This is a genomic window from Myxococcus faecalis, assembly GCF_050039385.1.
GTDB lineage: Bacteria > Myxococcota > Myxococcia > Myxococcales > Myxococcaceae > Myxococcus > Myxococcus fulvus.
Genome location: NZ_CP144336.1, coordinates 8,227,295 through 8,239,683 on the forward strand (window position 1 = coordinate 8,227,295; position 12,389 = coordinate 8,239,683).

Annotated in this window: 9 protein-coding genes and 1 pseudogene; 7 read left to right on the forward strand and 3 right to left on the reverse strand. The window is 69.5% G+C overall.

The window, feature by feature from the left end:
- Positions 1–51: 51 nt before the first annotated feature.
- Positions 52–450 carry a 6-carboxytetrahydropterin synthase QueD gene (gene queD / locus VZQ01_RS33205; RefSeq protein WP_267700182.1) on the forward strand — a complete coding sequence of 133 codons (399 nt, stop codon included), beginning with the start codon at positions 52–54 and terminating at the stop codon, positions 448–450.
- A gap of 1 nt (position 451) precedes the next feature.
- Here the strand turns inward: queD and VZQ01_RS33210 are convergent, their stop codons facing one another.
- Both VZQ01_RS33210 and VZQ01_RS33215 read right to left on the reverse strand, forming a co-directional pair.
- The gene (locus VZQ01_RS33210; RefSeq protein WP_267700183.1) at positions 452–1,231 is read right to left on the reverse strand and encodes an SDR family NAD(P)-dependent oxidoreductase; all 780 of its coding nucleotides are present in this window, start codon (positions 1,229–1,231) and stop codon (positions 452–454) included.
- 157 nt (positions 1,232–1,388) lie between these two features.
- Positions 1,389–2,225, reverse strand: coding sequence for a dihydroneopterin aldolase (locus tag VZQ01_RS33215; RefSeq protein ID WP_426745647.1), 837 nt, complete (start codon positions 2,223–2,225; stop codon positions 1,389–1,391).
- A 271-nt stretch (positions 2,226–2,496) separates the two neighbouring features.
- On the opposite strand from VZQ01_RS33215, the gene VZQ01_RS33220 reads away from it, so the two are divergent.
- The 3 genes from VZQ01_RS33220 to VZQ01_RS33230 all read left to right on the forward strand — a co-directional run bounded on the left by VZQ01_RS33220 (position 2,497) and on the right by VZQ01_RS33230 (position 8,962).
- The gene (locus VZQ01_RS33220) at positions 2,497–3,885 is read left to right on the forward strand and encodes a hypothetical protein (protein ID WP_426745648.1); all 1,389 of its coding nucleotides are present in this window, start codon (positions 2,497–2,499) and stop codon (positions 3,883–3,885) included.
- A 749-nt stretch (positions 3,886–4,634) separates the two neighbouring features.
- Positions 4,635–5,780, forward strand: coding sequence for an efflux RND transporter periplasmic adaptor subunit (locus tag VZQ01_RS33225; protein ID WP_426745649.1), 1,146 nt, complete (start codon positions 4,635–4,637; stop codon positions 5,778–5,780).
- On the forward strand, positions 5,777–8,962 hold the full coding sequence (locus VZQ01_RS33230) for an efflux RND transporter permease subunit (RefSeq protein ID WP_426745650.1): 3,186 nt from the start codon (positions 5,777–5,779) through the stop codon (positions 8,960–8,962). Before VZQ01_RS33225 ends, VZQ01_RS33230 begins: the two co-directional genes overlap by 4 nt.
- 222 nt (positions 8,963–9,184) lie before the next feature.
- On the opposite strand, the pseudogene VZQ01_RS33235 reads toward VZQ01_RS33230, so the two are convergent.
- Positions 9,185–9,448 (reverse strand): annotated as a pseudogene (locus VZQ01_RS33235) (transposase); the annotation flags it as partial.
- A 261-nt stretch (positions 9,449–9,709) separates the two neighbouring features.
- On the opposite strand from VZQ01_RS33235, the gene VZQ01_RS33240 reads away from it, so the two are divergent.
- Genes VZQ01_RS33240 through VZQ01_RS33250 form a run of 3 tightly spaced genes read left to right on the forward strand, consistent with a single transcriptional unit; the run spans position 9,710 to position 12,387 of the window.
- Positions 9,710–10,030 carry a putative quinol monooxygenase gene (locus VZQ01_RS33240; RefSeq protein ID WP_223745861.1) on the forward strand — a complete coding sequence of 107 codons (321 nt, stop codon included), beginning with the start codon at positions 9,710–9,712 and terminating at the stop codon, positions 10,028–10,030.
- Positions 10,031–10,074: 44 nt separating this feature from the next.
- Entirely contained in the window at positions 10,075–10,854 is a 780-nt protein-coding gene (locus tag VZQ01_RS33245; RefSeq protein ID WP_223784036.1) for an SDR family oxidoreductase, read from the forward strand.
- A gap of 42 nt (positions 10,855–10,896) precedes the next feature.
- On the forward strand, positions 10,897–12,387 hold the full coding sequence (locus VZQ01_RS33250) for an aldehyde dehydrogenase family protein (RefSeq protein ID WP_426745651.1): 1,491 nt from the start codon (positions 10,897–10,899) through the stop codon (positions 12,385–12,387).
- Positions 12,388–12,389 lie beyond the last annotated feature (2 nt).

Here is a 12,389-nt window from a genome sequence, read left to right on the forward strand (position 1 = left end):
CTGTGTCTTGGCTCGACGCCCGGGGCGGAACGTGGGTAGAAGGCCGGTGCAATGGAGCCTGTTTCGAAGCCCAAAGTCTCGCTGGTGACCGAAATCTCGAGGGAGTTCACCTTCGAGGCCGCGCACTTCCTCCCCAACGTCCCGCCGGGGCACAAGTGCTCGCGCGTCCACGGGCACAGCTATCGCGTCGAAGTCACCGTGCGCGGTCCGGTGGACCCCCACTACGGCTGGGTGGTCGACTTCGCCACGCTCACCGAGGCCTGGCAGGCGATGCACGCGCAGCTGGACCACCGGCTGTTGAACGACGTGCCGGGGCTGGAGAACCCCACCAGCGAGCTGCTGGCCGCCTGGGTCTTCAGCAAGCTGAGCTTCCCCACCGCGAAGGTGGTGAAGATTCGCGTCGCGGAGACCTGCACGTCTCAGTGTGTCGTCTATCCCGAAGCGGGCTGACTCACTCGCGCAGCAGCAGCCCGCCGTCGAGCACCAGCTCCGTGCCGGTCATCCAGGACGCGCCCAGCAGGTGGCGCACGGCCTCGGCGACGTCCTCCGGATGTCCCAGTCTGCCGAGGGGATGCAGAGAGCGCAGGCCCGCGAGCTGGGCCTCCTGACGGCGGGTGTACTCCTCGGGTGGTGGCGTCGCCTCGCCCGGTGCGAGCCTCACCTCGCGCACCATGTCCGTCTCCACGACTCCGGGCAGCACCGCGTTGGCGCGGACGCCCCGGGCCGCGCCCGCCAGCGCGAGGACCTTCATCACCTGGAGCAGGCCCGCCTTCGCCGCGCTGTACACCGCGCTGGTGACGATGGGCCGCGTGGCCAGCGTGGACGCGACGAAGACCTGCGCGCCGCCGGGCTCCAACACCTCCAGCGCCTGCTCACCCAGGCGCAGCGGCGCGACGAGGTTGATCTCCAGCTGGGAGCGCAGCGCGTCCTCGCCGATGTGTCCCGGCGGTTGATGCACCACCTGGCCCGCGCTGTGGACGAAGCCGTCCAGGCCGCCCAGCAGCTCCGCGGCCCGACGCAGCAGTCCCTCGCGCTCCTTGGAGGACGACACGTCACAGGGCAGGGCGAAGGCCTGTCCTGGCCACGCGCGTGACACCTCGTTGAGGACGTCCGCGCGACGACCCGTCACGACGACGCGACCACCCGCGCGCAGCAGGGCCTCCGCCACCGCCCGGCCGATGCCCGTCCCGCCTCCGGTGATGAGTACCTTCCGGGTGCCTGTCGGCGTCATGAGCAGCGCTCCCAGCGTACGTCCACCTGTGCGCGGCGGTCGCTCACGGTGACAGGCGTTCCGGCAGGGCTTGCGTCACCTGGAAGGGCGTCGTTCGAGCGGGAGTCTCTCCTCTGTCCTTCATGCCCGGTCAGGTGCTCGTCCGTTGCCACCGCGCTCATGACCGCGTCCCCGTCGAGGACTCCGAGGCGACCAGCTCATCGTGTGGATAGTAGGAGGTGCCCGTGACGGGCGTCAGGCCCTCGGGAGGGGCCTCGGTCTCCACCTCGTCCGACGGGATGAAGCCGGGCTTGTCGACACAGAGCACGGTCTGCTCGGTGGACGAGGGGTTGTCGTAGCGATGCGGGAAGCCGCGCGGCCAGTGGAACGCCTGCCCTCGGGCCACGGGCCGGTGTTGCAGGTGCAGCCCTCCGCCCAGCACCAGCTCGCTCTCCTCCATCTTCTGGTGCACGTGCGTGGGGATGTGGCCTCCGGGGCGCACCCGCAGCCGGTAGACGCCGTAGCCCGTCCCCTCGTGGATGATGTCCACGCGGCCGAAGGACTTCTCCTCCTTGCCGTAGACCATCTCCTCCGCGCTGCGGTGCACCTGGAGCGAGGGAATCGCCAGCCCGCCCAGCGCGTGGGGCTTGGTGACCCGCACCGTGGCCGCGTGGACCTGAGCGCGCGGCACGTCCTCGGTGGGCGGCGCCAGCACGTAGCGGCAGATGGCCTCGGCGGCGGACTCGAGCAGCTCGAAGCGACACGACTCCAAGAGGAAGCGCAGCTCCCCCGCGAGTCGTCCGTAGTTCACCGTCTGCGAGAGCTTGCCGCCCGCCGCGGAGCGCGTGTCCAGGAACAGCGCCACGTCGACTTGCAGCGGCTGGGCGGAGATGCGCTCCCGATTGAAGATGCCCACGATGCAGTCCACCGTGAGGCCCCGCACCTCGATGACGTCCAGCGGTCGGCCCTCGGCCGTGGTGATGGTGGGGGGATGGAAGGCGTGCTCGATGCTCATGGCTGTCCGGGAATGTAGGCCGCCCATCGTCCGAGGGAAACGCGGACGAGGGCTCCCGTCTCCTCAGTAACAGGCCGGGGTGGTGAAGGCACTGCCGACGGGCTCCCTGGCCGTGCCCCGAGCGGCGTCCGGGCCCCCCTGCCTCCGAGGCCCCCGGTGTGGTCGTCCCGAGGCGCTCGTTCCTGTTTCCCGGCTGGAGGTGCAATCCAGTGGCATCGAGTCCTCCAGGTCCTGGTCTTGGGACGGTCCGTTGCGCGATTCTGGGCGCCACATGCTCCTCGTCCTCCTGGGTGTGCTGCTGTCCGCGAAGCCGGCGCCGGCCGCGAAGGTCTTCGTGCCGTGTCCCCAGGCCACGCCCGAGTGGAGCGCGGCCCATGAGCGCCTCGTCGCGCTGGACGCGAAGCTGGAGTCGCTGCCCGACGGAGTCGACGGCAAGCCGGGCGTGGCGGCGCTGCGTGAGCTCTTGTCCTCGCGCTGCTTCGAGCTGAGCCGCGAGGTGAGCGAGCCGGTGCCCGAGGACGTCTCGCTCCTGGCCCTGAAGGACTGGTGGCGTCGGGGCGGGCGGACGTGGGTGGAGTCCTATCTGGAGCTGGGCAGGCCGGGTGTCCGCACGGTGGTCTTGCCGCCGACGGTGCGTGAGGTGCTGATGCTCGACACGGTGAAGCCGGACCACAAGCTCGCGCCGTGGCTGTGCGCCATGGGGGACAGCGCCTGTGTGAAGGAGACCGAGCCCTGGGTCGTCCGGGCCGAGGCGGCCTTCGCCGCCCACCGGGAGAAGGAGGCGAAGCACCTCGCGAGCATCGTGGACGCGGACTCCGCTGGTGAGGGCTTCGGGCCCGCGTCCTGCGAGAAGGAGGCCCGCAGGAAGTCCAAGCGCTGGCGCTACCCCGCGTGGCGCCTGTGCCTGTCCAGTCATGGGGATTCGGTGCGGATGCTCCCGCTGATGGGTCTGCGAGTCCCCTCGGAGGGGTGGCTGGTGCTGCGCGGACGTCGCGGGCATTACTCCTTCTGCGACGAGGTGCGCGCCTACCACCTGGGCACGGGCACGGCTTGGGTGTCGCAGAGCTGCAGCGAGCTGGCCCTGTACGAGGACGCGGAGCGCGTCGGCAAGGTCGACGTGAAGACCACGGACGCGAACCGGCAGGCGCGCGTGGCGGTGGGGACCGTGAGTCGCGAGGCGCTGCGAGAGCTGACGTGGATGCTGCTGTTGTCGGGCGAACTCGACGACGTGCTCCGGCCCGCTCCCCTCCGCCAAGAGGTCCCCAAGGGCTTCGCCATCGAGTGGCGGGAACTCCCCGACGACTTCACCACCGTGGGCGGCGTCGTGGGCGGCGTGGTGTGGGGCAACAGCGGGCAGACCGTCCTCCGCTGGACGTGGTTCCCACCCGAGCGGGGCGAGCCGCTGTCGGGCGACCTGACCTGGCCCGAGGCCTCGGACCCCGGCGATGACCATGCGGACACCCTGGTGGAGGCGCTCGAGAAGACCTTCCAGGCGGGCTGTCCGACGCGCCCCGTGCCCGTGGACCTGCTCGACTTCACCCGTCCGACCACCGTCAATGAGGTCGACGCACCCGAGGGCGTGTCCCACGTCCAGGATGCCCGTGTCACCGCCCTGCGCGAGTGGAAGCCGCCCCCGGGCTGCACCGTCCCCGGCAAGTGAGGCCCCGCGAGATTGCGTTGCGCTCCGGGGCTCCGGGCAATTAGTAATGGGATATGTTGCAAATTGCCTCGGCGGTGAGGCGCGCCGCGCCTCGGGCGTTCCGTTCATCGGGACGCTGTTGTCCCTCCATGTGTCGTTAGCGTCGTCATCGGACCTCGCGCGGAGGGCCGGGCCACCTCACGGGTCCGGTGCGTCGCGCCGTCGGCTCCGAGCTCCTCGATAGGTACCGCCGTCCTCCCATCGGTGATGCATGCACCGGAGGGTCGACGTGTGCCTCCACACCCCCGTGTGTCGCCCTCAACACGGGTGACGTGCGTGTCAGCTCCCGTCCTGTCCACCTGATGTCGTAATCCCAGACACCTCCATGTCCTCCGCCTGCGACCTCGTGCGCCGGACGGGAGACGTCCGTGAAGACGCATCCGTAGAACCATCCCTGTTCCCATCGGCGACCTCGTGCGCCGCACGGGAGACGTTCGTGAAGTCGTAGCCCCAGACACCCGTGTCCCCGGTCGGCGACCTCGTGCGCCGCACGGGAGACGTCCTCGAAGACGCATTCCTAGAGCCATCCCAGTCCCCCGTCGGCGATGTCGCACGCCGCACGGGAGACGTCCGTGAAGTCGTTCCTCGTCCTGTCACCCAGGGCCGTCGGCGGTGGGCGCGCACGAGCGCGAACGCCACCGGTGTGTCCCGACCCTTGGAAGAAGTCGGAGTCCCCCATGAATTGGAAGCGTGCAGCAGTCGGAGGGGCCTTGTCCCTTCCTCTCGTCATCGGTGGTCTGGTCCTCGCGCGGAGCGAGAGCGCGGATGCGTCCGGTGGAGCAGGTGGCGCGAAGATGGCGGCGGCCCCCGTTGTCGCCGCGGAGGTCGTCACCCGGCAGGTGGCCGACAGCGCCGAGTTCACCGGTACGTTGGCGGCGGTGCAGAGCGTGGAGCTGCGGCCTCGCGTCGGCGGCTACATCGACTCGGTGCGCTTCGCGGAGGGCGGGTTGGTGACGGCGGGGCAGGTGTTGTTCCAGCTCGACTCGCGCACCTTCGAGGCCGTGCTGGACCGGGCGCGCGCGGACCTGCGTCAGGCCGAGGAGCGCCGCACGCTGGCCGAGAAGCGGTTCGAGCGCGGCGAGAAGCTGGTCGCCGAGCAGGCCATCTCCCAGGGTGACTTCGATGTGCTGACGGCGGAGCGCGCGGAGTCCCGCGCACGCGTCGAGTCCGCCAAGGCGGCGGTGCGAGGCGCGGAGGTCGACCTGCAGGACACGCGCGTGCGCGCACCCGTGAGTGGACGGGTGGGGCGGGCGCTGGTGACGCAGGGCAACCTGGTCAGCGGCGGCGCGCTGCTCACGACCATCGTCTCGGTGGAGCCCTTCTACGTGTACTTCGACGTGGACGAGGCCACGTACCTGCGCTTCGCGGGCACGACCTCCGGGGCCCGCGGGAAGGACGGGCGCGTCAACGCGGTGCCGGTGCGGGTGGCGTTGACGGGGGACGAGGGCTTCCCCCGCGAGGCGCGGCTCGACTTCCTGGACAATCAAGTGGTGGCGGGGACGGGGACTGCGCGAGCGCGCGCGGTGCTGCCCAATCCGGACGGGAAGCTGACGGCGGGGCTGTTCGCGCGGGTGCGGCTGGAAACGGGCGCGGCGCGGCCCACGGTCCTCATCCAGGACCTGGCGGTGGGCACGGACCAGAAGGGGCGCTACGTGCTGGTGGTGCGTCCGGACCAGACGCTGGAGCAGCGGCGCGTGGAGCTGGGGACGACGGAGGGGGGGCTGAGGGTGGTGCGCTCGGGGTTGGCGGCGGGTGAGAAGGTGGTGCTCAAGGGCCTGGCGAGGCCGGGGATGGCGGTGGCGCCGACGCTGGTCGCCATGGCCGGCTCCGAGCACGCCGAGGGGGCGCAGCCGTGAAGTTCGCGCACTTCTTCGTCGACCGGCCCATCTTCGCGGCCGTGTTGTCGGTGCTGCTGCTGATTGGCGGCGGCCTGTCGTTGTTCCAGCTGCCGTTGAGTGAGTACCCAGCGGTGTCTCCGCCCACGGTGGTGGTGCGCGCGGCCTATCCCGGCGCGGACCCGGCGGTCATCGCGGAGACGGTGGCCGCGCCGCTGGAGCAGGAGATCAACGGCGTGGAGGGCATGCTCTACATGTCCTCGCAGGCGACGAGCGACGGCCGGGTGGCGGTGACGATTACCTTCGGCATGGGCGTCAACCCGGACACCGCGCAGGTGCAGGTGCAGAACCGGGTGGCTCGCGCGATTCCGCGACTGCCGGCGGAGGTGCAGCGACTGGGTGTGCTCACCGAGAAGTCGAGCCCGGACCTGCTGATGGTGGTGCACCTGGTGTCCCCGGAGGGGAAGCAGGACCCGCTCTTCCTCTCCAACTACGCGGTGCTCCAGGTGCGGGACGTGCTTCAGCGCGTGCCCGGCGTGGGCAGCGTGAACGTGCTGGGCGCGGGCGAGTACAGCATGCGTGTCTGGTTGGACCCGCGGTTGCTCGCCGCGAGGGGCCTCACCGCGAGCGACGTGGTGGCCGCCATCCGCGAGCAGAACGTGCAGGTGGCCGCGGGTGTCATCGGCCAGCAGCCGGACGAGCGGTCCGCGTTCCAGCTCACCGTCACCACGCAGGGCCGGCTCACGGAGGAGGAGCAGTTCCGCGACATCGTGGTCAAGGTGGGCGAGGAGGGGCAGGTGACGCGCCTGCGGGACGTGGCCCGCGTGGAGCTGGGTGCGAGCTCCTACTCCGTGCGAGCGCGACTGGATGGGAAGTCGGCGGTGGCCATCGGCATCAGCCAGGCGTCCGGCTCCAACGCGCTGGACGTGTCCGCTGGCATCCGCGCGCGGATGACGGAGCTGAAGGAGGCCTTCCCCCAGGGCATGGAGTACAAGATTGCCTACGACCCGACGCTCTTCGTGCGCGCGTCCATCCGCAACGTGGTGACGACGCTGCTGGAGGCGGTGGTGCTGGTGGTGTTGGTGGTGCTGCTGTTCCTCCAGACGTGGCGCGCCTCCATCATCCCGCTGGCGGCGGTGCCCGTGTCGCTGGTGGGAACAGCGGCGATCATGCAGATGCTGGGCTTCTCGCTCAACACGCTGTCGCTCTTCGGCCTGGTGCTCTCCATCGGCATCGTGGTGGATGACGCCATCGTCGTCGTGGAGAATGTGGAGCGGCACATCGCGCAGGGCGTGAGTCCGAAGGAGGCGGCCCGCAGGGCGATGACGGAGGTGACCGGTCCCATCATCGCGATTACCTCCGTGCTGTCAGCGGTGTTCGTCCCCACGGCGTTCCTGGGTGGTTTGACGGGACAGTTCTATCGACAGTTCGCGCTGACCATCGCCATCTCGACCCTCCTCTCGGCGTTCAACTCGCTCACGCTCAGCCCGGCGCTCGCGGGGGTGCTGCTGCGCGGACACCACGGCCCGAAGGATGGACTGACGCGCTTCATGGAGAAGGCGTTCGGCGGGTGGCTGTTCGGGCCGTTCAACCGCTTCTTCGACCGGGCGTCCTCGGGCTACGTGTCCCTGGTGCGCAGGGGGGTGCGGGTCAGCGGGCTGGCGCTCGTGGTGTACGGCGGGCTGCTGGTGCTGACGTGGCTGGGCTTCGCGAAGGTGCCCGCGGGCTTCGTGCCTATGCAGGACAAGTACTACCTGGTGGGCCTGGCGCAGCTGCCCCCCGCGTCGTCGCTGGAGCGGACGGACGCGGTGGTGAAGAAGATGTCGGACCTGATGCTGGCGGAGAAGGGCGTGGCCAACGTGGTGGCCTTCTCGGGCATCTCCATCAACGGCTTCGTCAACTCGCCCAACTCGGCCGTCGTGTTCGCCATCCTGGACGACTTCGAGAAGCGACAGTCGCCGGAGCTGTCGGCCGGGGCCATCGCGGGGAAGCTCCAGGGGAAGTTCATGGGCGTGCAGGAGGGCTTCGCGGCCATCTTCCCGCCGCCGCCGGTGCCGGGCATGGGCTCGACGGCGGGCTTCAAGCTCCAGGTGGAGGACCGGGCGGGGCTGGGCTCGCAGGCGCTGTACGAGGCCACGCAGGCCCTGGTGCAGCGTGCGTCCGCGGACCCGCAGGTGATGGGGTTGATGTCGGGGTTCGAGATCAACGTGCCGCAGCTCCACGCGGAGGTGGACCGGGTGAAGGCGAAGCAGCAGGGTGTGCCGTTGGGCTCGGTCTTCGAGACGCTCCAGATTCACCTGGGCTCGCTGTACGTGAACGACTTCAACCGCTTCGGTCGGACGTACCAGGTGAACGTGCAGGCGGACGCGAAGCACCGCATGGAGCCGGAGGACATCGGCCGGCTGCAGGTGAGAAACCCACAGGGCGGGATGGTGCCCCTGGCCTCGCTGGTGGACGTGACGCCCTCGTTCGGGCCGGACCAGGTGCTGCGCTACAACGGGTATCCCTCCGCGGACATCAACGGGGCGGCGGCGCCGGGTGTGAGCACGGGACAGGCGGTGGCCGCGATGGAGCGACTGGCCGCGGAGACGCTCCCCGCTGGCATGAGCTTCGAGTGGACCGACCTGACGTATCAGGAGAAGCTCGCGGGCAAGGAGGGCCTGTTCGTCTTCCCGCTGGCCATCCTGTTGGCGTTCCTCATCCTGGCGGCGCAGTACAACAGCTGGTCACTGCCGCTGGCGGTGCTGCTCACGGTGCCGCTGGCATTGCTCAGCGCGATTGCCGGGGTGTGGCTGGTGGGTGGGGACAACAACATCTTCACGCAGATTGGGCTGGTGGTGCTGGTGGGGCTCGCGGCGAAGAACGCCATCCTCATCGTCGAGTTCGCCCGGGCGCAGGAGGATGAGGGGATGGGCGTGGTTCAGGCGGCGCTGGAGGCGTGCCGGCTGCGGCTGCGGCCCATCCTGATGACGTCCATCGCGTTCATCATGGGCGTGGTGCCGCTGGCGGTGGCGACGGGGGCGGGCGCGGAGATGCGTCAGGCGATGGGCGTGGCGGTGTTCGCCGGCATGCTCGGCGTGACGCTGTTCGGCCTGGTGCTGACGCCCATCTTCTACATCGTCATCCGGAAGCTCGCGCTGCGCGGCGAGGAGCGGGAGGCCCCGGCCATCCCCGCCGGCGCGACGGGGGCAGAAGGTCACTGAGTCACTCAGAAGTTGTCGGGGGCCGAGGGGCCGTCTTCTCAGGGGGAAGGCGGCCTCTCGTGTTTGGGGCGGGGTGCATGGCTCTGGACGAAGGTGCTGCGCTCGGACACGGCGCTGCTCATCATCCATGAAGAAGCGCGTCAGTGCATGTCATGGCCCCTTCGGTGCGCGAAGGGCGACGCCCAGGGGGCTCTTGGGCGGATGGAGTGGATTCTGTCCATCCAGCCGCACAACCCTCACCCCTCGCGCGAGCAGTTGCCGCAGCAGCTCCAGCCAGGAGTCCTGCGACGCGCTGCCAGCCAGGGGCACGGCCAACAGGTTCCCATCCTCTCCCACGCCGTAGGCCACCAGGGCCGAGCCGCGCTGCACCGTGCGCGCCCACCGGGCGTCCAGGAAGGTGGCGTCCAAGTACAGATAGGGGAAGGGATCGGTGCGAAGGCCCTCCACCTTCTCGTCGAGGGACTTCGTCACGCGGCTCACCGTCGAGCTCCTCGCTGCGCCGCTTGTAGCGGCCCAGGACGGCCTGCGCCGAGCCGCTTGCGCGGGAGCGGGCTGCCAGCGCTCGGAACGACGTGCCCCAGCGGCGCTGGTGCGCCTTGGCGTACTGCTCGGGTTCCGACGCCCAAGACGATCTCGAAAGAGATTCAGACGCCGCGTTATAGATGGTCTTGGGGAGAAGGGCTTATTGAGAGGGTGTGGACAACGCGGAGGCCCTGACGGCTCCGACGCTCACCCAGGAGATAAGTGATGCCCCAGGCAAGACTGAAGGCGACCCACGGCTTCCATGCGACGATGCGAGCTCGTCCGGGGCGGGCCGACGCGCTGATCGATGCACTGCTCGCGGGAGCGCCGACGAGCAACGAGAACTGCCTCGTCTATCTCGTGGGGCGCTCGTCGAGCGAGCCCGACGTCATTGACGTCACCGAGGGCTGGACTTCGAAGGAGGCCCACGCCGAGGCGTTCGCGAGCGCGTCGGCGCAGGCGCTGATCGCGAGGCTCGCGCCGCTCGTGACTGACGCCGCGCAGTACCGGGATGTCGTCCCAGTGGGCGGCTCCGTGCGCGGCTGAAGTGAACCCCAAACCCAAAACCCCAACCACCGAAGGAGATTTCCATGAACACCACGAAGACCCTCAAGACTGTTCTCATCACCGGCTGCTCGTCTGGCTACGGCGAGGCGACGGCCCGCTACTTCCACGACCAGGGCTGGAATGTCATCGCGACGATGCGCACCCCTCGGCTCGGCGAGCTGCCGAAGTCCGACCGGCTCCGCGTCCTGGCGTTGGACGTGACGAAGCCCGAGACCATCGCAGCAGCCCTCGAGCAGGCGGGGCCCATCGACGTGCTGGTCAACAACGCCGGCATCGGCGTCGTCGGCGCGTTCGAGGCCACCCCCATGTCGACGATTCGCGAGGTCTTCGAGACCAACACCTTCGGCGTCATGGCGGTGCTCCAGGCCGCGGTGCCTCGGTTCCGCGAGCGCCGGGCGGGCGTGATCGTGAACGTGACCTCGAGCGTGACGCTCGCGCCGATGCCGCTCGCCGCCGTGTACACGGCCAGCAAGCTCGCCGTCGAGGGCTTCACCGCCTCGCTCGCCCACGAGTTGGGCGCCTTCAACGTGAAGGTGAAGCTCGTCGAGCCTGGCTACGGACCGGGCACGCGCTTCACCGCGAACGGCACCACGCGCATGCAGGGGTTGATCCCCAAGTCCTACGAGGCGTTCGCGCAGCCCATCTTCGCGGCCTTCGCGCAGCCGGGGCTCACGACGACGGCGTCCGATGTGGCCGAGGCCATCTGGCGCGCGGCCAACGATGAGACCGGGACGCTCCGTTTTCCAGCCGGGCCAGACGCCGTCGCGCTCGCGAAGTCGGCGTCGCTCATCAAGGTCGCCTGACGTCGGCACCCACTTCAACCTCAACACCCAGGAGAGAACACCATGTCACAGCTCAACGCGGAACATCGTCTCTTCATCAACGGCACCCTCGTCGAGGCCGAGGGCGGCGCCACCTACGACGTCATCAACCCGGCGACGGAGGAGATCGTCGGCGTCGTAGCCGCCGCCTCCGTCGCGGATGGCGACCGCGCCATCGCCGCTGCCCGCCGGTGCTTCGACGAGTCGGACTGGTCGACCAACACCGCGAGGCGCATCCGCGCACTGACACAATTGCGTGATGGCCTCAAGGCGGTCAGCGAGGAGTGGCGGCGTCAGGTCGTCGCCGAGAGCGGGTGCCCCCTCGCGTTCACCCATGGCCCGATGCTCGACAGCCCGGTGGCGGACATCGACTACTCGCTGAAGCTCCTCGAGACCTACGACTTCGAGCGCGAACTCGAGGACCTTGGCTCGCCCATCGGAGGCCCCGCGCGTCGCCTGGTGTGCAAGGAGGCCGCCGGAGTGGTGGTGGCCATCACGCCGTGGAACGCGCCGGTGCAGACCAACATGCAGAAGAGCATCCCCGCGCTGGCCGCGGGCTGCACGGTGGTCCTCAAGGCGGCCCAGAATACGCCGTGGGCGGCGACCATGCTCGGTCGCGTCGCGGCCCAGTGCCCGGACCTGCCTCCGGGAGCCTTCAACGTGCTGACGTCGACGGGGAGCGGCTCGCTCGGCTCGATGCTCACGTCCGACCCGCGCGTCGACGTCATCTCCTTCACGGGCTCGACGGCCACGGGCCGTCGCGTGATGGAGAGCGCGTCGAAGACCATCAAGCGCACGCTGCTCGAGCTGGGCGGCAAGTCGGCGATGATCGTCCTCGACGACGCGAAGTTCCCAGAGGCGCTGAAGGGCGCGGCCTTCGTCTGCGCCAACGCGGGCCAGGGCTGCGTGCTGAACACGCGCTTGCTCGTCCCGCGCTCCCGTTACGACGAGGCCATCGCGATCCTCGAGCAGATCTACCGCGACGTTCCCTACGGTGACCCGGCCGACGTGAAGAACATCATGGGCCCGATGATCAGCGCGGGGCAGCGCGAGCGCGTGCTCGCCTACATCGAGAAAGGCAAGGCCGAGGGCGCTCGCCTCGTGGTGGGCGGCGGCACGCCGAAGCACCTCAGCAAGGGCTACTTCGTCGAGCCGACCCTGTTCGCCGACGTCGACAACTCGATGACGATCGCGCAGGAGGAGATCTTCGGCCCGGTGCTCGTCGTCATCCCGTTCGATGACGACGACGACGCGGTCCGCATCGCGAACGACTCCATCGACGGGCTCTCGGGTTCGGTCATCTCGGCGTCGCCGTCGCGCGCGATGCGGGTGGCCCGTCGCATCCGCACGGGCTCGATGAACGTCAACGGCGCCTTCTTCTTCTCTCCGAACGCACCCTTCGGCGGCTACAAGCAGTCGGGGCTGGGCAGGGAGAACGGCGTCGAGGGCTTCGAGGAGTACCTTGAGACCAAGACCATCGCCGTCCCCAGCGACTTCCCGCGCCTGGTCGGATGACA